Below are 22,882 nucleotides of genomic sequence, written 5' to 3'. Positions count from 1 at the left end.
CCATGAACGATGTCACCGTAAAAGTCATAGTCCGGTCACCACCGCCGGTCATATGGAAGATCTGGAGCAACTTTCCAGAATCGCCACTGTGGGACACCGACGTCCGCCACTGTGAGCTCAATGGCCCGTTCCAACCCGGGACGCAGGGCAAATGTGTCCTGAACAATGGCCTGAAAATGCCCTTGAAGCTGGAGGCGGTGAAGCCTCAGGAAAGCTATCGCAACAGCGCGAAACTGCTTTGGATAAACCTCGAATTCGATCATCGGCTGCGCAGGCTCTCGCCCAATGAAACCCAGGTTATTCATAGCGCGAAAATCTCCGGCCCCTTGAGCTTTCTGTACCGAGGGCCGATGCGCAAGGCATTGACCGTGGCGATGACCACGGCCTTGAACAACCTGAAGGCGTTGGCTGAGCTGCGGGCGGATGTCGCCTGCATCCCCGATGGCGAGAAATCTGAAACGCACCTGCACCTGGTATGACCGCCTCGGGACGTCATGTCCCGAGCGCGAGCTACGGCAATTTTTTTGATAACGGCACATTTGGACCGAGCATGAACCTACTGAAAAACACCCAATACCTGGCGCTGAGCATGGTCGGCATCGGCCTCATCGTCCCGGCGTGCAGCTTCGCCGACACGCTGGGCCCTTACGCCAGTCTGATGGGCGGCGCGAACTGGGTCGCTGAGCAGGACCTGACTCAAAACGACCTGGATTTCGTCGAGATGGAGTTCAACCAACCCACCGAATCCGGCTACGCCACTGGCCTGGCCTTGGGCTGGCGCTTCCCTGTAGGGCTGAGGCCGGAGATTGAACTGGGCTATCGCAAGAACACGCTGACCCAGTTCAACAACCGGGTCTATGAGGGCGGCGGGAGCATCGACGGCAAAGGCGAAGAGAAAGCCACGACCTTGATGGCCAATCTCTGGTACGACGTGTTGAACCTGCCGGCGCCGTTCGACCGATTCACACCCTACGTCGGTGGCGGCCTCGGCTATGCCACCCTCACGGTGAGTGGCCTGGAGGCCGGCGGTGTCGAATTCGGCGGTACCCAACGTGACACGGTTTCGGCTTACCAACTGGGTGCCGGCGTCGGGTACGAGTTCACCGAGCACTGGTCCATGTCGGTGGATTACCGGTGCCTGAAGACGCGCGAAGCGCATTTCGGTGACATCGAGCGCTTGCCCCAGGGCGATGTGAGCACCGAGTACGAGTCCCAATCGGTGATGCTCGGCCTGCGTTACTGGCTCTGATAGACAGACCGGCGCCTTACCTCGGCAAGGCGCCGTTTTCGCCAGCAGGTGGTTGTTTCAGGTACATGCCCGACAGCATGTCCTGACTATCCAGCGGCCAGTTGTGGTTGATGATCGCGAAATTCTTCACCAGTTGAATGTGGTACGGCCCATTCTTGCCGGTTGTTTGCGCTTGCGACACGACAATGAGGTTTTCGGTTTCCATCGGCACAATCTGGTGTTCGCTCACGATGCCTTTCACGGTAACCGTGAATTCAGCCATTTCTTTCCCATCGGCGTTGCGATCCGGCAGGACCTTCAGGTCCAGATCACCGTCGCGGCCCATCGAGTCCTGACGCATCTGGTAATGGCCGCTGCGTTGATCCGACTCGACATCGCCGGTCTTGTCGTCATCCGACTCGCGCTCATCCTCGTGCAACACAACCCTCTGCGGGCGGTTATCGTTCCTGTCGGCACGGATCCGGGTGCCTATGTATGGGTAAGGATCGACCTGTTCCCGGGCGATGCGCCATTCGCCGATCCGCCGGCCGTCATCGGCATATTCGTAGAGGTTGACGAATTCGTCGTCGCCCTCGTCTTCCCGAGTCCCCACCAGCCTGACTGACTCGGTGCCGGCTGCCTTGAGGTAGCGCACTTCTCCAATGACCACCGCGCCCTGCTTCTGGTACCAGATTTCCAGCGGGACATGGTCTTGCAGGCTGCCGACAAACAACTGCGGATCCTCACTGGCCGGCCCGTCCAGGGTCGATTGTTCGTGCCACTGGCCGTCCCGCCAATCGCCGACGGTGCGCCGGGTGTAACCGCGCGGCATGCTGGAGGTATCGTCATATTCGGTCGACTGGATGTTGTCCTCGGTGTCGCAATGCAGGCGGACCAATTCGTCACCCTGCATTCTCCATCGACACGTGCGCGTCCAATGGCCGTCGCGGTCGGTTTGGGAAAACAGATCTTCATTGGGGATGACCGCAAACATTCCGCCATTGCTTTCCTTCGCGAGGTTCGTCAACGCCCGGTTGAGGACCCACTGGTTGCTCTGCGGATCTTGCAGATAGACATCGTAGTTTCCTTTATAGGCCACTTCAGGATCGTCGCCGTTGCGAATCGCCAGGTCCAGACGGCCATCAAAGTTGAAATCATCGAAGTACACCAGGCTGAAACGACCGAGCATCCAGCCGTTGTCCTTGCCATCGCGGTCCAGGGGAATATTGCCGGCCTGGGTCTGCAATTGCTGCAGGACCTCTTGCGTGGCCGGGTTGCGCACGGTGATGACCGCCGGAGCCAGTTGCTTTCGATCTTCGGGCGGCTGGGGGAACAGCACTTCGACGAGGTAGGCTCCGCTGCCGGCGCTGAAGGAAAAAGACAGCGGCTCGGCGATGGCCTGGGCTGCGGGAAACATAAAGAAGAGCACAGCCTTGAAGAAAGCACGCATCCCGCGTTTTCCTGGCGTAAGGGAGGGGCCGTAGTGTAACGGCGATGACGTAAAGCTGGCAGCCCTGCCCTCCCCTCAGCCTTCACTGCGGCGCCTGCCTTGGGCGTCCGCCAGTCAAGCCGCCGTGCTGTGCCTCGGGACGATCGGCCCGGCTTCGCCCAACAGTGCGGCGACGGTTCGCTCGCCAAGCGCCAGGCCGACGCTCATGCCCAGCCCGGTATGCATCACCACCGCGGTGACGCCGTCTGCAGCTTCAACCACGCTGAACGGCCCCGGCCCACGCGCGCCATAGACGCCCTGCCAGCGTTCCAGCACGTCGACTTCGCCGCCCAAGGTGTCCTGGGCCAGGTCAATCAGGATCCGATCCACCTGTTCGGCGTTGAACGGCGAGATATCGCTGCCGTAGACATGGGAATCGCCAATGATCAGGTCACCGTAGGGTGTCGGGCTGATGAGCAAATGGACGCCATGGGCTTCCAGTTCCGGTTGCTGGCTGCGGATCTGCGCGCGGATGGCATCCGCTTCGGGCAGGTCGGCAAAGGCGCCGTAATGCACACAACTCAGCCCTGTCAGCAGCGCATGCCGCAGGGCCAGCGGCTGGCGCGGGCGCACGCGCAGCATCTGCAAGCCGCACACCTGCGGTCGCAGCGCGGCGAGTGGCTCGGCCAGCAGCGTCTGGTAGTCATGGCCCGAGCACACGACGATGTGCCTGGCGGTAAACCGACCGGCGCTGGTGACGGCACGGTGGGTCTCGACATCGCGTACCAGCGTCGAGAAATGGAACTCGACGCCCAGTGTCCGGGCCAGATACTCGACGATCTGCGGTAGCGCCTCGCGGGAATACAGCTGTTGGTCATCGAGGCCAAGCAACGCGGCACGATGGTGGGCAAAACGGCCGTCATACAGGGCCTCCAGCGCATCGCCGCGCAGCAGCTCGGTGCGATAACCCAAACTCGCGCCGCGCCCGTTCACGAACGCTTCGAGCAACACCTCCTCGGCTTCCGTGCGGGCGAACAGAAACGAGCCTTGCTGGTGCAGATGCAAGCCGGCGGCCTGCCCCAACGTCTTCCACAAACCGTTTGCCTGGCGTGCCAGGTCAAGCATGATGCCCGGCGCTTGGCCGCCGACCAACGCTTGGCCGAAGTTGCGGATCGAGGCCCCCAGGGGGGTGTGGCTACGCTCGAACACCTTGACCTTGAGGCCGCGCTTGGCACCGGCCCAGGCATGGGCCAGGCCGAGAATACCCCCGCCGACGACCAGCAGGTCGCAGTCGTGCTCAGACATGGAGACTCCTTGAATTTTCTATGACCAGGTGAGGCCCGCTCGACACCCCGGGCCTTGGAACAGCCGAATTACTTGGCGACAGGCTCGGACTTGCCGTCGTAGCGCTTGCGCCACTCGGCCAAGATGTTGTCGCGGTTTTCCGACGCCCAGTTGAAGTCGTTGCGGATCAGCCGCTGCTCATAGTCCGCTGGCAACTCCGGCAAGCGCTCGGCGATGCCCGGTTGTGCCAGGACAGCGAAGTTGGCTTTGTACAGATCCATGGCCTCGCGGCTGGCGGAAAAATCGGCCAGTTTCCTCGCTGCCTCCAGGTGTGGCGTGCCCTTGATCACGGCGGTGGCTTCGATTTCCCAACCCAGGCCTTCGGCGGGCAGCACGATGTCCAGTGGCGCGCCCTTGCGCTTGAGCTGAATGGCCGGGTATTCGAACGAAATACCGATGGGGAACTCACCGGAGGCCGCCAATTTGCAGGGCTTGGAACCGGAGTGGGTGTATTGGCCGATGTTGGCGTGCAACTTGTCCATGTAGGCCCAGCCCTTGGCTTCGCCGAATGTCTGCAGCCAGGCGCTGACATCCAGGTAACCGGTGCCCGACGACGCGGGGTTGGGCATCACGACCTTGCCTTGGTACACCGGGTTGGCAAGGTCTTCCCAACGGGTGGGTTTCGGCAACCCGAGCTTCTGCGCTTCCACTGTGTTGAAACAGATGGACGCGGCCCAGACGTCCATGCCGACCCAGGTCGGCGGCGTGTCGGCGTCACGGTAGTTTGCTGCAATCTGGCCCAGGTTCGCCGGGCTGTAGGCGTCCAGCAGGCCTTGCTGCTTGAGGATGGCCAGGCTGGAACCGGCAAGGCCCCAGACCACGTCGGCTTGTGGGCGATCCTTTTCCGCCAGCAGCTTGGCGGTGACGATGCCGGTTGAATCGCGCACCCATTTGATTTCGATGTCTGGGTTCTTCTGCTCAAAGGCTTGTTTGTAGGCCTTGAGCTGCTCGACTTCGAGGGCCGTGTAAACCGTCAGTTCGGTATTCGCCTGGGCTTGAAAAGCACAGGCGGCCAGCAGGCCGGCGGCCAAGGCAGTGCGTTTGGACATGGTACGGCTCCGTATCGGTCAGTGGGGCTTTCAGGTATGGGACGGCAACATGCCGCGGGCCAGTCGCGCGTTGATGTCATCGATCACGGCGGGCAACTCGACGATCGTGTCGATCAGGTAATGCGGGCGGCTCGCGGCGAACAGTCCGTCGATGCGCGTACGCTCGGCGGCCAACTGCCGGGCTGGCAGGGCCTGGAATTGTGCCCAGTCAAGCCCAAGGAAATTGCCGGAAAAACGCAGCGCCACGGTCCACATCCCTGCCCTGCGGCCTTCGAGGATGCCGGGCTCGGTGTCATCGACCTTCACGCAGCCGGCCACATCGTCCAGCCCCAGCGCGATGACGTTGGCCAAGGCCTGCGCCGGGCTCGGCCGGCCCTTGGGCACGTCATCGGTGGCCACCACATGGTCGGGGCTGTAGCCCTTGGTCGCGGCCAATTCGACGACCTTGTCCATGACCTGCCTGGGATAACCGGAACAACTGCCGATTTTCAGGCCTCGTTGGCGCAGTGCGGCGATGCTTTCCAGCGCGCCGGGGATCAGGTCCGAGTGCTCGGCGACCTTGGCGATCTGCAGCGGCATGAAGCGTTGGTAGATCGCGGTCACGTCGTCGTCGCTCGGCGTGCGCCCGAACCGGCGGACAAATCTTTCGGCCACGGCGGATTGATTGCACAGGGTGCGAATGTGATCCCACTTGCCCATGCCCATCGGGCCACGGGCCTCCTCCAGGCTCAGCTCGATGTCGAAACTGGCGAAAGCTTCGACGAAGATTCGCGTCGGGGCGAATGAACCGAAGTCCACCACGGTGCCCGCCCAATCGAGGATGGCGGCTTGCAGGCGGGTTGGCGTTTGGTAGTGCATCAGAATCTCCAACAGGTTTTCAAAGACTCGGCGCTGGCTGGCGCCAGGCCTGGGAGCGACGCAGCAGGCGCCGGGAGAACGTCGCAAGCAGCAGCGAGACACTGGCCGAGGTCAGCAGGATCAAGGTCGACATCGCGGCGGCCCCGCCTACGTTGCCGGCGTCGTCCATGTTCAGGACCGCCACCGCGGCCAGCACGCTGTCCGGGCTGTACAGGAAAATCGCCGCCGAGACCGTGGTCATCGCCGAGACGAACAAATAGCGGATGATGTCGAGCAAGGCCGGCAGGCACATGGGCAGCGTGACCCGCAGGAAATGCCGCGCCAACGGCACTTTGAGCGCCAGCGCGGCAGCCTCGAATTCGTCGTCGAGCTGGCGCAGGGCCGCGCTGGCCGTCATGTGCGCGGTCGTCAGGAAGTGAGCGACGGTGCACACCACCAACAGCGCCAGGCTGCCGTACAGATTGCCGAGTGGATTGCCCGGCAGATTGAAAAAGAATACGTACCCAAGGCCCAGGACCAGGCCGGGGACCGCCATGGGCACAAAACTGAGCAGCCGCAGGATTCGGGTCAGTGCGCTCTGCCGGGTTTTTTCGATCAGGTAGGCGCCGGTGAAGATCAGCAAGCTGCCGAACACGGCGCTGCAGGCGGCCAGTAACAGGCTGTTGCGATAAGCCAGCCAGCCGCCGGGCAGGTCGGAAAACCCATAGTTATCCAGCGACAAGGACAAATCGTAGGGCCAGAACTGCACCAGCGACGCGTACACCGCCATGCCGAACACCCCGAGCAATACGCAACAGACCATTGCCGTCACGCCCAGGAAAGCCGCATCCCGTCCCGCTGATGGCCGCGGGTGATAGACCTGGGCGCGGCCGCCCATGGCGTCGCGTTGACTGCGGCGCAGCCACACGTCCACCGCAAAACTGAGCAAGGCCGGCACCAGCAAAACCAGGCCGATCAACGCCCCGCGCCCGAATTGCTGTTGCCCCACGACGGCCTTGTAGGCTTCCAGCGCCAGCACCTGATAGTCACCGCCCACCGTGACCGGCACGCCGAAATCGGTGATGCACAAGGTGAACACCAGGCAGAACGCGGCAAACACACCCTGCCGGCTACCGGGCCAGGTAATGCTGCGAAATGCCCGCCAAGGCGAGGCGCCCATGCTTGAGGCCGCATCGAACAGCCGGGCGTCCGCCAGGGCCAGCGCCGACATCAGCACCATCAATGCGTGGGGAAAGGTGTAGATCGCCTGCCCGAGGACGATGCCCCAGAAGCCATAGATGTTTTCCGTCATGAATCCGCGCAGCAGGCCCTGGTTGCCAAACAGGTAGATCAGCGCGATTCCCGGCAGCATCGAAGGTGCCAGCAGCGGCAGCAGCGAAATCCCCCGCCATAGCGGCTTGGCGATGATGCAGGTGCGCTGCAACGCATAAGCGAACGCGTAGGCCAGCGGCACCACGATCATCGCCACGGTCAGAGAAGCCGTCAGGCTGTTGCCCAGCAACCAGCGGAAGTTCGCGCTGGCAAACAATGTCTGTGCGGCGTGCAGGCCCCCACCCTGGCTGGCGTCGCCGCTGAATGCACGCCACAGCATGGCGAGCAGCGGTAGCAGGACCGCCACCACCAGCAATACGAGCAGCAACCATTGACCGCCGCGAATGAACAGGCGATCGGCGAAGTCACCGGCCACCTGGCGTGGCTGGAACACGGTGGGCTTGAGGGTCATCGTGACGTCCATATCAAGCGAACACCTGCAGGCACTGGGGCGGCAGCGCGACTTTCAGGTGGGCGCCGGTCAACGGCGGCATGGCGTGCGGCTCCAGCTCAGCCAACAAACCATGGCCTGGCAGCGCATCGAGCTCGAAGCTCAACCGGCAGCGATTGCCGAGGAAAGTCAGCTCCCGCAGTTGCGCGTCGAACAGGTTGTGTTCCGGAGTGGTCGGATTGACCCGGACGGCTTCCGGACGGCAGAACAGGCGTCCGCGCTGTTGAACATGATTGCCTCCCAGAGTGAGGTTCAGTTCGCCAACCCGCACCTGCCCATCCTGGCCGCGCTCGAACGGCAGCCAGTTGCCCTGGCCGATGAAATCGGCGACGAAAGCCGTTGCCGGCGCGCGGTAGATCTGTTGTGCGCTGGCAAACTGTTCGACGCGCCCTTGGTTGATCACCGCGATGCGATCGGCCATCAGCATCGCCTCGTCCTGGTTGTGAGTGACCATCAACGTGGTGATGCCCAGGCGCTTTTGCAGCCCACGCAGCTCCGTGCACAAATGCTCACGCACCCGCGCATCGAGGGCCGACATCGGTTCGTCGAGCAGCAACAGCGAGGGCGCCGGGGCCAAGGCACGGGCCAGGGCGACCCGTTGCTGCTGGCCGCCGGAAAGCTGGCCGGGGTACTTTTTCTCGCTGCCACACAGCCCGACGAGATCAAGCATCTCATTGACCCGGCCGCGAATGGTCTCGCGGCTATTACCCGCCAACCCGTAACCGACGTTCTGCTCCACCGTGAGGTTGGGAAACAGCGCGTAGGACTGGAACAGGATGCCGTAGTCCCGCGCTTGCGGCGCCAGGCTGGAGACATCCCGCGCGCCGATCATGAGCGTGCCGCGATCCTGCCGCTCCAGGCCGGCAATGCAGCGCAGCAAGGTGGTCTTGCCGCAGCCGGACGGCCCGAGCAGGCACACCAGCTCACCGGCGGCAATGTCCAGCGATACCCCGTCCAGGGCCTTGAAGGCACCGAAGCTTTTATGGATGTCGCGTATCTGCATGTCTACGGAGTGTGTTCTGGTCATGACGTTACCTCGATGAGCGGTCAGCTCGACGAGGGTCATGGTAGGCAGGCAGTACGAAGGCTTGATTGCAGTTGGCTAAAAGCTGCCGATAGTGCCATCGGCAAATTTGCGTAGCCGGCTCAGGACTCGGCCGTTTCCCGTGCCAGGCCAAGGAACGCCGAAGGCAGCCGAGCCTGGCGGCGCTCCTTCAGGCAATAGAGGTACTCGGCGATCAATGGCGCGCCCTCCAGCTCCACCACTTTGAGCTGCGGGTTCTCCGGCACCTCATGACGGGCGATGACGCTGATGCCGATGTTGCGCAGGACCGCTTCGCGAATCGACTCACGGCTGCCAATTTCCAACAGTGGCCCAATCGCAACGCCAGCCTCTCGCAGCAGCGTTGTGGTGAGCGTGCGGGTGGTCGAGCCCTTTTCACGCATCAGCAGGCAGTGCCCGGCCAATGCGCCGGGCGCCACGCGATCATGGCTCGCCAACGGGTGGCTGCGGTGCACCGCCACGACGAGAGGGTCGTGGCCCAATACCAATCGGGTCAGGCGAGAATCTTCCACCAATTGCGAGGACGCGGCCAGGTCCACGCGGTACTCTTCCAGCGCCTCGATGACCTGCAGCGAGTTGCCGATTTCCAGAGTCACTTCGCACAGGGGAAACTGCTCGCGAAAGCCCTTGATGATATCGAGCACGTAGTACGGGGCCGTGGCGCCGATTCGCAGCGTGCCTTGCACCTGGCCGCTGTTGCGCAGGAAAAACTCGATGTCGGCTTCCTGCTGCAACAGCTTCTGCACCATCGGCAGCAACTGCGCGCCTTCGTCGCTGAGGGTCAGGCGGCGACCGCCGCGAAAGAACAGTTCGACGCCGTACTGGGCCTCCAGATTGCGAATCTGCGTGGTCACCGTCGGCTGGCTCAACCCGAGCTTCTTGGCCGCCTGGGTGACGCTGGCCAGGCGGGCGACCATATGGAAAGACTTCAGCTCGGCGCTGAGCATGTCGTGGATGCTCCAGAAAGAGGATAAGGGCAAGCGACTATAAAGATTTACCTGATCACCGGAAACGATCAAAATCGCCGCCATTCGTCTACCCTCACAACGCGCCCGGCAAGAATGCCCGGCGCTTGAACATTCATGCTTCCAAGCACCGGAGATTTTCATGCTCAAGCGTACCCTGGCACTGGCCGTCGGTTTCACCCTGACCGTGAGCGCTGTCCTGGCGCAGGCCGCCGACACCCTGAAAGTCAGCGCGATCCCTGACGAGGCGCCGACCGAACTGCTGCGCAAGTTCAAGCCACTGGGGGCTTATCTGGAACAGCAGATCGGCATGAAAGTCGAGTTCGTCCCGGTGAGCGACTACCCCGCCGTGGTCGAGGCGCTGGCCACCGACCGGATCGACCTGGCCTGGCTGGGCGGCTTCACCTTCGTCCAGGCTCGCCTGAAGACCGGCAACGCCATTCCGCTGGTACAACGCGAACAGGACGCTCAATTCACCAGTAAATTCATCACCGCCGACCCCGCCGTGAAATCCTTGGCCGACCTCAAGGGCAAGAGCTTTGCCTTCGGCTCGATCTCATCCACCTCGGGCAGCCTGATGCCGCGTTACTTCATGCTCAAGGACGGCATCAAGCCGGAAACCTACTTCAGCCGCGTCGGCTACTCGGGTGCCCATGACGCGACCGCAGCCTGGGTCCAGGCGGGCAAGGTCGATGCCGGCGTGCTCAACGCCAGCGTCTGGGAAAAACTCGTGGCCGCCGGCAAAGTCGACACCAGCAAGGTCAAGGTCTTCGCCACCACCCCGGCATATTTCGACTACAACTGGACCGTGCGCGGTACCCTCGACCCGGCGCTGGCGGCCAAGCTCAAGGCAGCGTTCCTGGCGCTCGACCCGGCGAATCCGAAAGACAAGGAAATCCTCGACCTGCAAGCCGCCAGCCGCTTCATCGAAACCAAGCCCGAGAACTACAAGGGCATCGAAGAGGCCGCTCGCGCCGCCGAACTGCTGAAATGACATTGCGTTTGACCCAGGCCAGCGTCACCCACGCCAACGGCGCCCAGGCGCTGCGGGGCGTGGACTTGCACATCGAGGCGGGTGAACAGGTCGCTATCATCGGCCCGTCCGGCGCGGGTAAATCCAGCCTGCTCAATGTGCTGGCGACCGCCCTGCGGCCGGGAAACGGTGAAGTCCAGGTGTTGGGCGAGCGTGCCTGGCACCTGTCGGCCCGCCAGCGCCAACGCCTGCGCGCACGCATTGGCCTGATTCATCAAGCGCCGCCGCTGCCGCCGCGCCAACGGGTGGTCACGGCGGTGTTGGCCGGCAAACTGGGCCAATGGGGCATGGGCAAGAGCCTGCTCAACCTGCTGCATCCGCTGGACATCCCGGGGGCGCGGGCGGCGTTGGCCCGCTTGGACCTGGGCGACAAGCTCTTCGCCCAATGCCAGCAACTGTCCGGCGGCCAACTGCAACGCGTCGGCATCGCCCGGGTGCTATACCAGGCACCCGAAGTGTTGCTGGCGGATGAGCCAGTGTCGGCGATGGACCCGGTCCTGGCCGAACACACGCTTTCGGTGCTCTGCCAGCATGCCCGGGAACACGCCGTGACCCTGGTCACCAGCTTGCACGCGGTGGAACTGGCGCTGGCGCATTTCTCGCGGATCATCGGCTTGCGTGACGGCCAGATTCTTTTCGATTTGCCCACCGAAGCCGTCGACCGCAAGCGGCTTGACGCGCTTTATGCCAACGAGCAATTGGCGTCCATGTCGAAGCCTGCGCCACCTTCGAGCGTGCAGATTCCGCGATGCTGAAGCACGACGTCCGGGACCCTGCTGCCCGCCCTCGCCTGCTTCTCGGCCTTTTGGCCGTCGCCCTGCTGTGGCCGGGCATTCATTTCAGCGAGTTGGACCTGCGCGTATTGCTGGCCAGCGACAGCCAGAGCGAAATGGGTCGGTTCGTCGCGGCATTCTGGCCGCCGGCCCATGACGAAGCGTTCATCGAATTGCTGCTGCAGGCCACGTTGCAGACAATCGCCATCGCCACGGCCGGCATGGCCCTGGCACTGCTGTTGGCGGTTCCCGCGAGCCTGCTCGCCAGTCGTGCGTTATCGTTGTCAGCCGCCTACCGCGCCGGCAGGCCCGGCCTTTGGGGCCAGTGGCTGCGTTGGCCGGTCCGTGGCCTGCTCATCTTCCTGCGCAGCGTGCCGGAGATCGTCTGGGCCTTGCTCTTCGTCCGCGCCGTCGGTCTTGGCCCTACCGCCGGGGTATTGGCCATCGCCATTACCTACAGCGGCATGCTGGGCAAGGTCTACGCGGAAATCTTCGAGTCGGTCGACCAGCGTCCGGCGCACGCGCTGATGCAAGCCGGCAGCGGTCGGCTTGCGGCGTTCTGCTACGGGATCCTGCCCAATGTCGTGGCCGAACTGCTGTCGTACACCGTGTACCGCTGGGAATGCGCCATTCGCGCCTCGGTGGTGATGGGCTTCGTCGGTGCCGGCGGCCTCGGCCAGCAGATGGACCTCTCGTTGCGCATGTTCGCGGGCGGTGAAGTCGCCAGCCTGTTGCTGACCTTCCTGGTGCTGGTGCTGCTCGCCGACCAGCTCAGCCGCCTGTTGCGCTGGAGGCTGGCATGAATCGCCTGCTCAACGTGCTTTTGCTGCTGGGCCTCGGCGCGGCGATCGTTGCCTCGTTTGTCTATCTGGGTATCGACCTGGCCGCGCTCGGTGACCACTCGAACCTCAAGCAAATGAGCGCTTACGCGCAGCGCTTTCTCACGCCTGACCTGAGCCCTGCCTATCTGAAAGCGATCGGTCACGGCATGCTGGAAACCGTCGCCATGTCCGCCCTCGGCACGCTGCTCGCGGCGGTACTGGGCCTGGCGCTGGCGCTGCCGGCCGCCGGGCGACTTGGCTGGCCATTGCGAAGCGCGTCTCGCCTGGTCTTGAACGCCTTGCGCGCGGTGCCCGAACTGGTATGGGCGGCGTTGATGGTGTTTGCCGCCGGGCTCGGTCCCAACGCCGGGACACTGGCGTTGGCCCTGCACACCGTCGGCGTGCTCGGCCGGCTGTTTGCCGAAGCGCTGGAAAACACCCCGCCACAACCCGCCGACGCCATTCGCCTGCAAGGCGGCAGCGCGCTGTGGGCGTTTTGCTACGGCACGCTGCCCAACCTGATGCCGCAACTGCTGGCCTACACCTTGTACCGCTGGGAGAACAACATCCGCATGGCCAGCGTGCTGGGCTTCGTCGGCGCCGGCGGCCTGGGCCAGATGCTCTACGTCAGCCTCAGTCTGTTCCAGGAGGCCCAGGGCAGCACGGTGATCCTGGCGATGTTGCTGCTGGTCTTCACCGTCGATACGTTGAGCAGTTGGAGTCGTCAGCGCTGGGTCAAGGCCTGACGCTCCAGGCGGGCCGTCACCACAACGCCATCGTATAGCTGACGATCAGCCGGTTCTCATCCAGGTCATTGCCGAAGTTCGAGCGCACCGTCGCATTGCGCCACTTGAACCCCAGCCCCTTGAAAGTGCCGTCCTGGATCACGTAGGCGACGTCGGTGTTGCGTTCCCATTCCTGACCCTCTCCTGGCGCGCTGCGCTGCACGTTATCGCCGCTGATGTAGCGAGTCATGAAGGTCAGGCCCGGCACACCGAGGGCGGCAAAGTTGTAGTCGTAGCGGGCTTGCCACGAGCGTTCGTCGATATTGGCGAAGTCGCCGATCTGCACGAAGTTGACCAGGTACGGATCGCTGCGGGAGATGTAGGGAAACGGATCGTCGCCGCTCATGCGCTGATACCCCAGGCCCAGTGCATGGCCGCCGAGGCTGTAGGTGAACAGCGCGCCGAATGCCTGGTTGTCGATATTGCGGAAACTGCCATCCTCGGTGCTGCGGGAATAACGCACATCACTCTTCAATGACTGGCCGGCGCCCAGGTCCAGGGTATGGACGAAACCCAGGTAGTTCTGCTGATAGATATCCTCCAGCTTGCCGTAACGGTACTGCGCCGTGAGATTGGGCAGGAACTGGTAGTCGGCGCCGGTGAACTGGAACTTGTCACTGGTGCCGCCAATGCGGTTGGCGGTCATGTCCTGATAGTCGGTGGAATCGACAAGATTGATCTGGGTGAGCTGCCCGGCGGTGAGTTTCAAGCGGTCGATTTCCTGCACGTTCAACAGCCCGCCCTTGAAGGTGCTCGGCAACAGGCGCGTATCGTTGGAATTCACCACCGGATCCTTGATCTGCAAGGTGCCGACTTTCAGGGTGCTGTTGGACATGCGCATCTTCGCGGTCAGGCCGACTTCACCGTAGCGGTCCTGGGAGCCGCCGGACAAATCCGCCGGCAGCAGGTTCGTGCCCGCCGTGCCACCGCCGGAGTCCAGTTTGAAACCGGCCATCGCCAAGGCGTCCAGACCGAACCCCACGGTGCCGGCGGTGTACCCCGACTCCATGCGCAGCAGGAAGCCCTGCGCCCATTCCTCGGCCTTGTCCCGGGCACCTTCTTGCCTGAAGTCGCGGTTGAAATAAAAGTTGCGGGCTTCCAGGCTGGCCTTGCTGTCGGCGATGAAATCGGCGTGGGCCATCGGCGCACCGATCAGGCCCAGGCCGAGCAAGGGACCGACCGGTGAACGGCTCCAGCGGGTGTCAGTGAAACGGGGCATGGCGTGCTCCTTTTTATGGACGCGAGCGATCCCTTCGGGGACGGCGTGCGCGCCTCGCTTATTGTTGGGGGCAGTGCTTGTACCGTGGCGAGGGAGCTTGCTCCCGCTGGACCGGTCCGACGCCTCGGGCGCAGCAGACCCATTTTTGTGAGCGCTGCACGCTCAAGCGGGAGCAAGCTCCCTCGCCACGGGGTTCGGGTTCTTGAAGCGAACGGTGTCAGCGTCGGGGCGGATTCTTCGCAGTGGCGCAGGCAAGGGTCAAACGGAAAAAAGGCGCCCTCGGGCATAAGAAAATTTGATGCGCATCCGGGCCCGACCTGGAGTAACAATTGCAACCATAAGAACGACAAACGCCAAGAGAACCACCATGAACCTCAAGTTCCTCGAAACCTTCGTCTGGGTCGCCCGGCTGCAAAGCTTCAGCCTGACCGCCGAAAAGATGTTCAGCACCCAGGCAGCGATTTCCAGTCGGATCGCGTCGCTGGAGGACGAGTTGGGCCTGCGCCTGTTCGTGCGTGATTCACGCGGGGTGTCGTTGACGCCGGAGGGCACGAAAGTGCTCGAATACGCCGAGCAGATGCTCGAAGTCCAGCGCGCGCTCAAACAGTCATTGGACAAGAGCACCCCGCAACAAGGCCTGGTGCGCATCGGCGTGATGGATACGGTGATCCACACCTGGCTCAGTCCGTTGATGTCCATGCTGATGCAGGCGTTTCCCGCCGTGGAGATCGAAATCACCGCCGACGCGGCGCGCAATCTTTGCGAGCAGTTACAGAAAGGCTACTTGGACATCGCGTTCCAGACTGACCTGGTCCGCCACGAAAGCGTGCGCAACCTCGAACTGGGGCATTACCCGATGCACTGGATCGCCGCCAGCCAATCGATCTATGCCCGGCCCTACGCCTCGCTGGCCGAAATGGCGAATGAACGCATCATCACCTTCGTCAAGCAATCGCGGCCGCACCAGGACGTATTGAACCTGCTGTACGCCCACGGCGTGAGCACGCCGAGGGTCAGTTGCGTCAACTCGGTGTCGGCCATGACCCGACTGATACGCGACGGCTTCGGCATCGGCGCATTGCCGGCGGCGCTGGTGGCCAAGCCCCTGGCCCGTGGCGAATTGATCCAGCTGGAGCCCGGCGCGCCCCTGCCCCAGCTCGATGTCGTCGCGTCATGGCGTGCGGGCGTGGGTCTGGAGCTGATCGAGAGCATCGTGCACATGAGCCGCCAGGTCGTCTGCCAATACGCCACGGATGTCGGGCCCCAGCGCATGGTGGCGGCGGCGGGCCTGTCGACGGTCGAATAACTTTTACTTGTCAGGGGGTAGCAGTTTTCCTTGTTGGACGCCATCGCCCGGGTTTTCTACAAAGGGATCTCTAATAAAAACCTACGGAGACCCCGCGATGAGTTCATCAGCCCTGTCATTCGAACAACTGCAGCCCTGTTCACCGCAGGCGTTGCGCCAGAACATCGCGGCCGGTCGATACCACGGCCACACCAGCGGCCTGGGCCAAGGGCGGGTGCAGGCCAATATCGTGATCCTGCCGGGTGACTGGGCCGACGAATTCCTGCGCTACTGCACACTCAATCGCCAGGCCTGCCCGGTGCTGGACGTGAGCGAACCCGGCGACCCGTTCCTGCGCAACCTGGGCGCACCCATCGATATCCGCCATGAGGTGCCGCGCTATCGCGTCTACCGCCACGGCGAGTTGAGCGAAGAGCCGCTGGACATCGAGCACCTGTGGCAGGACAACCTGGTTGCGTTCGCCCTCGGCTGTTCCTTTTCTTTCGAACAACCGCTGCTGGAGGCCGGCATACGCCTGCGGCATATTGACCTGGGCCGCAACGTCGCCATGTTCCGCACTAACATCGACACGCGTCCTACCGCGCGCTTGTCTGGCAAAATGGTCGTGACCATGCGTCCGATGAAAGCCGCGGCGGCGATCCAGGCCATCCAGATCACCGGGCGCATGCCCAACGTCCACGGCGCGCCGGTGCACATCGGCGATCCTGCGTTGATCGGCATTCACGCGCTCGACCGGCCGGACTACGGTGACGCGGTGCCGGTCGAGGCGGATGAGATACCGGTCTTCTGGGCGTGCGGCGTAACGCCCCAGTCCGTGGTCCAGGCGTCTCGTCCGCCGCTGTGTATCACCCATGCCCCCGGGTGCATGCTGGTGACGGATCTCCTGAACAGCGCCCTGTAGACCTTTTTAACGGATTGAAACTGATGACCACTGCGCAACGATCCATCGAGCACTACATCCGCGCAAAGGATGGCAACCGCCCTCACCTGCTGGACCAAGCCTTTACCGCTGGGGCGACCCTGGACATGGTGGTTCGCACCGGTTCCATTTCATTCCCGGATCACGTCGAAGGCCGTCGCGGGATCGGTGACGTCCTGGTCAGCCGTTTCAACCAGACGTTCGAAAACGTCTACACGTTCTGCCTGGGCGCCCCGCCTGCCGACAACATCGAGACATTCCAGTGCAAATGGCTGGTCGCGATGTCGGACAAGCACAGCGGCGAGGTCCGCGTCGGCTGCGGGCGATATGACTGGCGGTTCAGCCCCTCGTCCTCCTTGGCCGAGGGACTGGTCATTACCATCGAGCACATGAAAACCTTGCCGGCAGAAGAGTTGCCGGCGGTAATGGCCTGGGTCTCGCACCTGGCGTATCCATGGAGCAATGCGGACGCCGTCATAGGTACCGCGCCGGACTCAACGGCGCTCGAAGACGTGATCCAATACATCTCGGCGGGCTGATCACCTGCTTTGCGGAAAAACCAACGCCCTGCCCTTCAGTTTCGAGGAGCCGCCGAAGTGAACATCAAGTTTCTGGAAACCTTTGTCTGGGTCGCGCGCCTGAAGAGCTTCCGGCTGACGGCCGAAAAACTTTTCACCACCCAGGCGTCGATTTCCAGCCGGATCGCGGCCCTGGAGGACGAAATGGGCGTGCGCCTGTTTCTGCGCGACTCCAAAGGTGTGTCGCTGACCGCCGAAGGCCAGCGCGTGCTGGAATATGCCGAGCGGATCATGGACACCATGCAGAGCATGAAAGCGGTGATCAAGGATCCGCGCCAGGTGCGTGGCCGGATTCGGATCGGTGCGATGGACACCGTCATCCATACATGGCTCAGCCCGTTGGTGACACGGCTGATGGAGCGTTACCCGGCGCTGGAAATCGAGCTCACCGCCGACACCGCGAGCAACCTGTGCTCGCAACTGGAGAAGGGCTACCAGGACATCATTTTCCAGACCGACATCCTGCGCCTGGACAGCGTGCGCAACACCTTGCTGACCCGTTATCCGATGCATTGGGTGGCGCGTACCGGCTCTGCCTATGATCGCCACTACGCCTCCCTGGAGGACCTGTCGCAGGAACGTATCGTGACCTTTTCGCGCAATTCCCGGCCGCATCAGGATCTGCTCAACATGTTGCATTCGGCCAACCTCGTCTCGCCGCGTATCAACTGCGTGAACTCGGCGTCAGCCATCACTCGCCTGGTTCGCGATGGCTTTGGCATCGGCGCCATGCCTGCGGCGCTGGTGGTGGGTGAACTGAACCAGGGTTCGCTGGTCCTGGTGGACGGCGTGCCGCTACCCTCGGTCATGGACATCGTCGCCAGTTGGCGGACCGGCGCGGGCATGGAGCGCGTCGAAGACATCGTCAGCCTGACCCGGGAAGTGGTCGACGACTACGTCGCGCAACTCCCGGCGGAGTACCGCCTGGTGCCGAGCCAGGCCTGAGCGCTTCGCCGGACTGTCAGTGAACTGAAACATCCCCGACTTATTCTGGGGCGAGCGCACTGCGGCGAACTGCTGGCTGTGCCAACCGCTCAGGATGATCCAGGGAGTCCCGCCATGAAAATCAGTGTGTTCGGCAGTGGTTACGTTGGATTGGTGCAAGCCGCAGTAATGGCTGAGGTTGGCCATGACGTGGTGTGCATGGACATTGACGAACACAAGGTCGCCAACCTGCGCCAAGGCCTGGTGAGTATTTTCGAACCTGGCTTGGCAGCGCTGGTGCGCGAGGGGCTGGAGGCCGGGCGCCTGCATTTCACCAGCGATGATCAACTTGCCGTACAGCATGGCCAGGTGTTGTTCATTGCGGTCGGTACGCCGTCGAGGGACGACGGTTCTGCGGACCTGCGCCAGGTGCTGGCCGTTGGCGAGGCGGTGGCCCGCTACCGCGAGCAACCGCTGATCGTCGTGGAAAAGTCCACCGTGCCGGTGGGCACCGGCGATATCCTGCGGGCGCATATCGAGAAATGCCTGCTCAAGGCTGGGCGCCTGTTGCAGTTCGATATCGTCTCCAATCCCGAATTTCTCAAGGAAGGCTCGGCGGTCGCCGATTGTCGTCGCCCCGATCGCATCGTCATCGGCTGCGAGCGCGATGAAGTGCGCGATACCATGCGCGACCTGTACGCCCCGTTCAACCGCAACCACGATCGGGTCCTGTTCATGGACCTGCGCAGCGCGGAACTGACCAAATACGCCGCCAACGGCATGCTCGCCACCAAGATCAGCTTCATCAACCAGATTGCCGAACTGGCGGAGCACCTGGGAGCCGACATCGAGTCCGTGCGCCTGGGCATCGGCGCCGACTCACGGATCGGCTACCACTTCATTTATCCAGGGTGCGGCTATGGAGGCTCGTGCTTCCCCAAGGACATGCGCGCCTTGATCCACACGGCCGAACAAGCCCATTGCTCCAGCGACCTGCTGCAAGCCGTGGAAACCATCAACCTGCGCCAAAAACACAAGCTGTTCGAACGCATCAAGGCGTTCTACAAAGGCGACCTGCGGGGCAAGACCTTCGCGTTGTGGGGCCTGGCCTTCAAGCCCAACACCGACGACATGCGCGACGCACCGAGCCGCACGCTCCTGGAATCGCTGTGGGCGGCCGGGGCGAGTGTTCGCGCGTTCGACCCCGAGGCGATGCAGCAAACCCAGTTGCTCTACCCCGACGAGCCGAAACTGATGCTCATGGGCACCCCGGAATCGGTCTTGCCGGGGGCCGACGCCCTGATCATCTGCACCGAATGGCAGCCGTTCAAGGCCCCGGACTTCCAGTTGATCCAGCAACGGCTCAAGGCCCCGGTGATTTTCGACGGTCGCAACCTGTACGACCCGGATCGCATGGCGGACAAAGGGTTTATCTACTTCCCGATGGGGCGCGGGCAATCCTGCAATTTACCGATTGCACAGCAGGCGTGGCTTGAAGTTTCCAAAAGCGCCTGATTCGTTACTTCAAAATTAATGCACTCAACCAGCATTAATATGAATTTGTAACCCAAGGGGGCGGACGGCACACTGTGCACCGTTCCTCCCCCAACTGTTGGAACACTTAAAGGGCTTTCTGGGATTTACCCCGTAAGCCCCTTTTTTTGTTCGTTTTTTGGATGTTTGCTGAATGTTTTCTCGCTGGTTCCCCGCGGCTATCAATACCCGTCCTACCGAATGGAGCCGTGCCGCCATCGGCATGTCCTTCGGCACCTTGTTCAGTGTCTGGCTCTGTGGCCAGGTGTTCGGCCTTGAGGTGGCGCAGCACCTGATCGGCCCGCTCGGCGCCTCGGCTGTGCTGCTGTTTGCGGTGTCATCGGGCGCCCTCGCCCAGCCCTGGTCGATTTTCGGCGGTTACCTGTGTGCCTCGGTCCTCGCATTGTTGGTGGCCCACGTGCTGGGTCGCACGCTGGAAAGCGCCTGCCTGGCGGCGGGCATGGCGCTGATATTGATGTGCTGGCTGCGTTGCCTGCATCCGCCAGCGGGAGCCCTGGCCGCAACCCTGGTGCTGGCCGATCCGTCGATCATTGCCTTGGACTGGCAGGCAGTGGCGGCGGCGATGCTGGCCGGCTCTGGCCTGCTCGTCTTTGCACTGGCCTACAACAACCTGACGCGCGTGCGCTATCCCAAGCGCGCCAGCGAGCCGGTGGCGGTGATACCGGCCGACCATCCCCCCGTTGATCGTCAAGCCATCACCGCTGAAGACTTGAAGTCGGCACTTGAGGAAATGGAAGCGTTCTTCGACGTAACCCCCGAAGATCTGGAGCAATTGATCCACGCCAGCGAGCGTCATGCCAAGCGCCGCAGCATCACGGAGGTACTGTCGGGTCGCGGTTGAGCCTGTGGCTGCTATAAATATGCAGACAGGACCTGCACGTATCCCGGTTGTGCAATGCAAATTTGCACTGTTACGATCCCGACCGGGTACGCGCGACATTATTTATAAAGAACAATAAAAGCAGGGAGTTAGCGATGACAGCTCAGGTTTCATCCCAAGCTGCGGACCGCGTCGAAACCGCGCCTTACGAGGTGCTGGTCGACGTCCGCAACCATATTGGCCACTTGACCCTGAACCGCCCCGCCGGCCTCAATGCCCTCACCCTGGGCATGGTGCGCAGCATGCAGCAGCAACTCGATGCCTGGGCGCACGACCCGCAGATCCGCGCCGTGGTCCTGCGCGGCGCTGGTGACAAGGCGTTCTGCGCCGGCGGCGATATCCGTTCGCTGTACGACAGCCACAAGCAGGGCGATACCCTGCATGAAGATTTCTTCGTCGAGGAATACGCCCTCGACCTGACGATCCACCACTATCGCAAACCGATCCTCGCCCTGATGGACGGCTTCGTCCTGGGCGGTGGTATGGGCCTGGCGCAAGGCGCCGACCTGCGGATCGTGACCGAACGCAGTCGCCTGGGCATGCCCGAAGTCGCCATCGGTTATTTCCCCGATGTGGGCGGCAGCTATTTCCTGCCGCGCATTCCCGGCGAGCTGGGTATCTACCTCGGTGTCAGCGGCGTGCATATTCGTGCCGCCGACGCGTTGTATTGCGGATTGGCCGACTGGTACCTCGACAGCCGCAAGCTCACCCAGCTCGACGAGCGTCTCGATCGGCTGGAATGGCGCGACACGGCACTCAAGGACTTGCAAAGCCTGCTGGCAAAAATCGCTGTGCAACAGCTCCCTGCCCCACCCTTGGCCGACCTGCGGCCGGCCATCGATCATTTCTTCGCCCTGCCCGACGTCCCCAGCATGGTCGAGCAGATGCGCCAGGTCACCGTCGCGAACAGCCATGAGTGGGCGCTGAAAACTGCCGAACTCCTGAAGACCCGCTCGCCCCTGGCGATGGCGGTGACCCTGGAGATGTTGCGTCGTGGCCGGCACCTGAGCCTGGAAGACTGCTTTGCCCTGGAGCTGCACCTGGACCGCCAATGGTTCGCGCGCGGCGACCTGATCGAAGGCGTGCGCGCCTTGCTGATCGATAAAGACAAGAACCCGCAATGGAACCCACCGACCCTGGAGGCGCTGGACGCCGCACAGGTCGCGAGTTTCTTCGACGGCTTCGACTACCACGGGAATTGAACATGCAAGACCTTGAGCTGACCGAAGAACAAGTGATGATCCGCGACATGGCCCGTGACTTCGCCCGCGGTGAAATCGCCCCCCATGCCCAAGCCTGGGAAAAGGCTGGCTGGATCGATGACGCTCTGGTGGCCAAAATGGGCGAATTGGGCCTGCTGGGCATGGTGGTGCCCGAGGAATGGGGCGGCACCTATGTCGATTACGTCGCCTATGCCCTCGCCGTGGAAGAAATCTCCGCGGGCGACGGCGCCACCGGGGCGTTGATGAGTATCCACAACTCGGTGGGTTGCGGGCCGGTCCTCAATTTCGGCACCGATGAACAGAAACAGACCTGGTTGGCGGACCTGGCCAGCGGCCAGGCGATTGGCTGTTTCTGCCTGACCGAACCCCAGGCTGGCTCGGAAGCGCACAACCTGCGCACCCGCGCCGAACTGCGCGATGGTCAGTGGGTGATCAACGGCGCCAAGCAGTTCGTCAGCAATGGCAAGCGGGCGAAACTGGCGATTGTCTTTGCCGTGACGGACCCAGACCTTGGGAAGAAAGGCATTTCGGCATTCCTGGTGCCAACGGACACGCCGGGGTTCAACGTTGACCGCTCCGAACACAAGATGGGCATCCGCGCGTCAGATACCTGCGCGGTGACGCTGAGCAACTGCACCGTGCCCGAGGCCAATCTGCTCGGCGCCCGTGGCAAAGGCCTGGCCATCGCCCTGTCCAACCTGGAAGGCGGTCGCATCGGCATCGCCGCCCAAGCCCTGGGCATCGCCCGCGCGGCGTTCGAAGCGGCCCTGGCCTACGCCCGCGATCGGGTGCAGTTCGACAAGCCGATCATCGAGCACCAGAGCATCGCCAACCTACTGGCCGACATGCACACCCGCCTGAACGCCACCCGCCTGCTGATCCTCCACGCCGCGCGCCTGCGCAGCGCCGGCAAGCCGTGCCTGTCGGAAGCCTCGCAAGCCAAGCTGTTCGCTTCGGAAATGGCCGAGAAAGTCTGCTCGTCGGCGATACAGATCCATGGGGGTTATGGGTATCTGGAGGATTATCCGGTGGAGCGCTACTACCGGGATGCGCGGATTACCCAGATCTATGAGGGGTCGAGCGAGATTCAGCGGATGGTGATTGCCCGGGAGTTGAAGCACTACCTGGTGTAAAGCTTCGCGAGCAGGCTCGCTCCCACAGGGTTTGGT

At 62.8% G+C, this 22,882-nt stretch carries 22 protein-coding genes; 14 read left to right on the top strand and 8 right to left on the bottom strand.

Translation table 11 applies throughout. The annotated features are described in order from the left end of the window. The first annotated feature begins 2 nt into the window (after positions 1 to 2). Positions 3 to 479, top strand: coding sequence for an SRPBCC family protein (locus JMN22_RS15290; RefSeq protein ID WP_198796494.1), 477 nt, complete (start codon positions 3 to 5; stop codon positions 477 to 479). 71 nt (positions 480 to 550) lie between these two features. Further along, positions 551 to 1,249 (top strand): outer membrane protein, encoded by a 699-nt coding sequence (locus tag JMN22_RS15285; protein WP_198796495.1) that lies wholly within the window; start codon positions 551 to 553, stop codon positions 1,247 to 1,249. Positions 1,250 to 1,265: 16 nt separating this feature from the next. Here JMN22_RS15285 and JMN22_RS15280 read toward each other — a convergent pair whose 3' ends face one another. From JMN22_RS15280 to JMN22_RS15250, 7 genes are all read right to left on the bottom strand, one after another. Next, entirely contained in the window at positions 1,266 to 2,678 is a 1,413-nt protein-coding gene (locus JMN22_RS15280; protein WP_198796496.1) for an XAC2610-related protein, read from the bottom strand. Between the two features lie 114 nt (positions 2,679 to 2,792). Beyond that, positions 2,793 to 3,962, bottom strand: coding sequence for a TIGR03364 family FAD-dependent oxidoreductase (locus JMN22_RS15275; protein WP_198796497.1), 1,170 nt, complete (start codon positions 3,960 to 3,962; stop codon positions 2,793 to 2,795). Between the two features lie 68 nt (positions 3,963 to 4,030). Next, positions 4,031 to 5,050 carry a putative 2-aminoethylphosphonate ABC transporter substrate-binding protein gene (locus JMN22_RS15270; protein ID WP_198796498.1) on the bottom strand — a complete coding sequence of 340 codons (1,020 nt, stop codon included), beginning with the start codon at positions 5,048 to 5,050 and terminating at the stop codon, positions 4,031 to 4,033. Between the two features lie 30 nt (positions 5,051 to 5,080). Further along, positions 5,081 to 5,908 (bottom strand): phosphonoacetaldehyde hydrolase, encoded by an 828-nt coding sequence (gene phnX, locus JMN22_RS15265; protein WP_198796499.1) that lies wholly within the window; start codon positions 5,906 to 5,908, stop codon positions 5,081 to 5,083. 19 nt (positions 5,909 to 5,927) lie between these two features. Next, positions 5,928 to 7,643 carry a putative 2-aminoethylphosphonate ABC transporter permease subunit gene (locus tag JMN22_RS15260; protein ID WP_198796500.1) on the bottom strand — a complete coding sequence of 572 codons (1,716 nt, stop codon included), beginning with the start codon at positions 7,641 to 7,643 and terminating at the stop codon, positions 5,928 to 5,930. A 1-nt stretch (position 7,644) separates the two neighbouring features. Then, positions 7,645 to 8,673 (bottom strand): putative 2-aminoethylphosphonate ABC transporter ATP-binding protein, encoded by a 1,029-nt coding sequence (locus JMN22_RS15255; RefSeq protein WP_198796544.1) that lies wholly within the window; start codon positions 8,671 to 8,673, stop codon positions 7,645 to 7,647. Positions 8,674 to 8,816: 143 nt separating this feature from the next. Further along, positions 8,817 to 9,680, bottom strand: a complete 864-nt coding sequence (locus tag JMN22_RS15250; protein ID WP_198796501.1) for a LysR substrate-binding domain-containing protein — start codon at positions 9,678 to 9,680, stop codon at positions 8,817 to 8,819. A gap of 160 nt (positions 9,681 to 9,840) precedes the next feature. Between JMN22_RS15250 and JMN22_RS15245 the strand changes: the two genes are divergently transcribed. The 4 genes from JMN22_RS15245 to phnE are packed head-to-tail and all read left to right on the top strand — an operon-like array spanning position 9,841 to position 13,071. Then, on the top strand, positions 9,841 to 10,692 hold the full coding sequence (locus JMN22_RS15245) for a putative selenate ABC transporter substrate-binding protein (RefSeq protein ID WP_030138867.1): 852 nt from the start codon (positions 9,841 to 9,843) through the stop codon (positions 10,690 to 10,692). Next, positions 10,689 to 11,486: a phosphonate ABC transporter ATP-binding protein gene (locus JMN22_RS15240; RefSeq protein WP_030138866.1), complete on the top strand. Its 798-nt coding sequence runs from the start codon at positions 10,689 to 10,691 to the stop codon at positions 11,484 to 11,486. Before JMN22_RS15245 ends, JMN22_RS15240 begins: the two co-directional genes overlap by 4 nt. Continuing rightward, the gene (locus JMN22_RS15235; RefSeq protein WP_030138865.1) at positions 11,480 to 12,307 is read left to right on the top strand and encodes a PhnE/PtxC family ABC transporter permease; all 828 of its coding nucleotides are present in this window, start codon (positions 11,480 to 11,482) and stop codon (positions 12,305 to 12,307) included. The genes JMN22_RS15240 and JMN22_RS15235 overlap by 7 nt, the downstream gene beginning before the upstream one ends. Then, a complete protein-coding gene (gene phnE / locus JMN22_RS15230; RefSeq protein WP_198796502.1) occupies positions 12,304 to 13,071 on the top strand; it encodes a phosphonate ABC transporter, permease protein PhnE in 768 nt (255 codons plus the stop codon). Before JMN22_RS15235 ends, phnE begins: the two co-directional genes overlap by 4 nt. 16 nt (positions 13,072 to 13,087) lie before the next feature. On the opposite strand, the gene JMN22_RS15225 is transcribed toward phnE, so the two are convergent. After that, positions 13,088 to 14,329, bottom strand: coding sequence for an OprD family porin (locus JMN22_RS15225; RefSeq protein ID WP_198796503.1), 1,242 nt, complete (start codon positions 14,327 to 14,329; stop codon positions 13,088 to 13,090). Between the two features lie 367 nt (positions 14,330 to 14,696). On the opposite strand from JMN22_RS15225, the gene JMN22_RS15220 reads away from it, so the two are divergent. The 8 genes from JMN22_RS15220 (at position 14,697) to JMN22_RS15185 (ending at position 22,846) form a co-directional block, all read left to right on the top strand. Further along, complete coding sequence (locus JMN22_RS15220; RefSeq protein ID WP_198796504.1) at positions 14,697 to 15,635, top strand: LysR family transcriptional regulator; 939 nt, start codon at positions 14,697 to 14,699, stop codon at positions 15,633 to 15,635. A gap of 97 nt (positions 15,636 to 15,732) precedes the next feature. Continuing rightward, a complete protein-coding gene (locus JMN22_RS15215; protein ID WP_198796505.1) occupies positions 15,733 to 16,536 on the top strand; it encodes a putative hydro-lyase in 804 nt (267 codons plus the stop codon). A 23-nt stretch (positions 16,537 to 16,559) separates the two neighbouring features. After that, a complete protein-coding gene (locus tag JMN22_RS15210; protein WP_198796506.1) occupies positions 16,560 to 17,093 on the top strand; it encodes a hypothetical protein in 534 nt (177 codons plus the stop codon). A gap of 57 nt (positions 17,094 to 17,150) precedes the next feature. Then, positions 17,151 to 18,077, top strand: a complete 927-nt coding sequence (locus JMN22_RS15205; protein WP_198796507.1) for a LysR family transcriptional regulator — start codon at positions 17,151 to 17,153, stop codon at positions 18,075 to 18,077. Positions 18,078 to 18,191: 114 nt separating this feature from the next. Next, positions 18,192 to 19,571 (top strand): UDP-glucose dehydrogenase family protein, encoded by a 1,380-nt coding sequence (locus tag JMN22_RS15200; RefSeq protein WP_198796508.1) that lies wholly within the window; start codon positions 18,192 to 18,194, stop codon positions 19,569 to 19,571. A 172-nt stretch (positions 19,572 to 19,743) separates the two neighbouring features. After that, the gene (locus JMN22_RS15195) at positions 19,744 to 20,451 is read left to right on the top strand and encodes an HPP family protein (protein ID WP_030138857.1); all 708 of its coding nucleotides are present in this window, start codon (positions 19,744 to 19,746) and stop codon (positions 20,449 to 20,451) included. A 134-nt stretch (positions 20,452 to 20,585) separates the two neighbouring features. Beyond that, positions 20,586 to 21,692: an enoyl-CoA hydratase/isomerase family protein gene (locus JMN22_RS15190; protein WP_198796509.1), complete on the top strand. Its 1,107-nt coding sequence runs from the start codon at positions 20,586 to 20,588 to the stop codon at positions 21,690 to 21,692. A 2-nt stretch (positions 21,693 to 21,694) separates the two neighbouring features. Then, entirely contained in the window at positions 21,695 to 22,846 is a 1,152-nt protein-coding gene (locus JMN22_RS15185; RefSeq protein WP_198796510.1) for an acyl-CoA dehydrogenase family protein, read from the top strand. The last annotated feature ends 36 nt before the right edge of the window (positions 22,847 to 22,882 follow it).

This window comes from Pseudomonas sp. HB05 (assembly GCF_016756915.1).
In the GTDB taxonomy this organism is placed as follows: Bacteria; Pseudomonadota; Gammaproteobacteria; order Pseudomonadales; family Pseudomonadaceae; genus Aquipseudomonas; species Aquipseudomonas alvandae.
This window is presented reverse-complemented; position numbering and strand designations above follow the sequence as displayed.

What these genes read in the sequence shown, in the direction of transcription:
- JMN22_RS15220 (WP_198796504.1), top strand. Translation starts at nt 14,697, where the DNA reads ATGAACCTCAAGTTCCTCGAAACCTTCGTCTGGGTCGCCCGGCTGCAA.
- JMN22_RS15275 (WP_198796497.1), bottom strand. Translation starts at nt 3,962, where the DNA reads ATGTCTGAGCACGACTGCGACCTGCTGGTCGTCGGCGGGGGTATTCTC.
- JMN22_RS15210 (WP_198796506.1), top strand. Translation starts at nt 16,560, where the DNA reads ATGACCACTGCGCAACGATCCATCGAGCACTACATCCGCGCAAAGGAT.
- JMN22_RS15285 (WP_198796495.1), top strand. Translation starts at nt 551, where the DNA reads ATGAACCTACTGAAAAACACCCAATACCTGGCGCTGAGCATGGTCGGC.
- phnX (WP_198796499.1), bottom strand. Translation starts at nt 5,908, where the DNA reads ATGCACTACCAAACGCCAACCCGCCTGCAAGCCGCCATCCTCGATTGG.
- JMN22_RS15190 (WP_198796509.1), top strand. Translation starts at nt 20,586, where the DNA reads ATGACAGCTCAGGTTTCATCCCAAGCTGCGGACCGCGTCGAAACCGCG.
- JMN22_RS15290 (WP_198796494.1), top strand. Translation starts at nt 3, where the DNA reads ATGAACGATGTCACCGTAAAAGTCATAGTCCGGTCACCACCGCCGGTC.
- JMN22_RS15215 (WP_198796505.1), top strand. Translation starts at nt 15,733, where the DNA reads ATGAGTTCATCAGCCCTGTCATTCGAACAACTGCAGCCCTGTTCACCG.
- JMN22_RS15280 (WP_198796496.1), bottom strand. Translation starts at nt 2,678, where the DNA reads ATGCGTGCTTTCTTCAAGGCTGTGCTCTTCTTTATGTTTCCCGCAGCC.
- JMN22_RS15195 (WP_030138857.1), top strand. Translation starts at nt 19,744, where the DNA reads ATGTTTTCTCGCTGGTTCCCCGCGGCTATCAATACCCGTCCTACCGAA.
- JMN22_RS15255 (WP_198796544.1), bottom strand. Translation starts at nt 8,673, where the DNA reads ATGCAGATACGCGACATCCATAAAAGCTTCGGTGCCTTCAAGGCCCTG.
- JMN22_RS15235 (WP_030138865.1), top strand. Translation starts at nt 11,480, where the DNA reads ATGCTGAAGCACGACGTCCGGGACCCTGCTGCCCGCCCTCGCCTGCTT.
- JMN22_RS15185 (WP_198796510.1), top strand. Translation starts at nt 21,695, where the DNA reads ATGCAAGACCTTGAGCTGACCGAAGAACAAGTGATGATCCGCGACATG.
- phnE (WP_198796502.1), top strand. Translation starts at nt 12,304, where the DNA reads ATGAATCGCCTGCTCAACGTGCTTTTGCTGCTGGGCCTCGGCGCGGCG.
- JMN22_RS15200 (WP_198796508.1), top strand. Translation starts at nt 18,192, where the DNA reads ATGAAAATCAGTGTGTTCGGCAGTGGTTACGTTGGATTGGTGCAAGCC.
- JMN22_RS15240 (WP_030138866.1), top strand. Translation starts at nt 10,689, where the DNA reads ATGACATTGCGTTTGACCCAGGCCAGCGTCACCCACGCCAACGGCGCC.
- JMN22_RS15260 (WP_198796500.1), bottom strand. Translation starts at nt 7,643, where the DNA reads ATGGACGTCACGATGACCCTCAAGCCCACCGTGTTCCAGCCACGCCAG.
- JMN22_RS15270 (WP_198796498.1), bottom strand. Translation starts at nt 5,050, where the DNA reads ATGTCCAAACGCACTGCCTTGGCCGCCGGCCTGCTGGCCGCCTGTGCT.
- JMN22_RS15250 (WP_198796501.1), bottom strand. Translation starts at nt 9,680, where the DNA reads ATGCTCAGCGCCGAGCTGAAGTCTTTCCATATGGTCGCCCGCCTGGCC.
- JMN22_RS15225 (WP_198796503.1), bottom strand. Translation starts at nt 14,329, where the DNA reads ATGCCCCGTTTCACTGACACCCGCTGGAGCCGTTCACCGGTCGGTCCC.
- JMN22_RS15245 (WP_030138867.1), top strand. Translation starts at nt 9,841, where the DNA reads ATGCTCAAGCGTACCCTGGCACTGGCCGTCGGTTTCACCCTGACCGTG.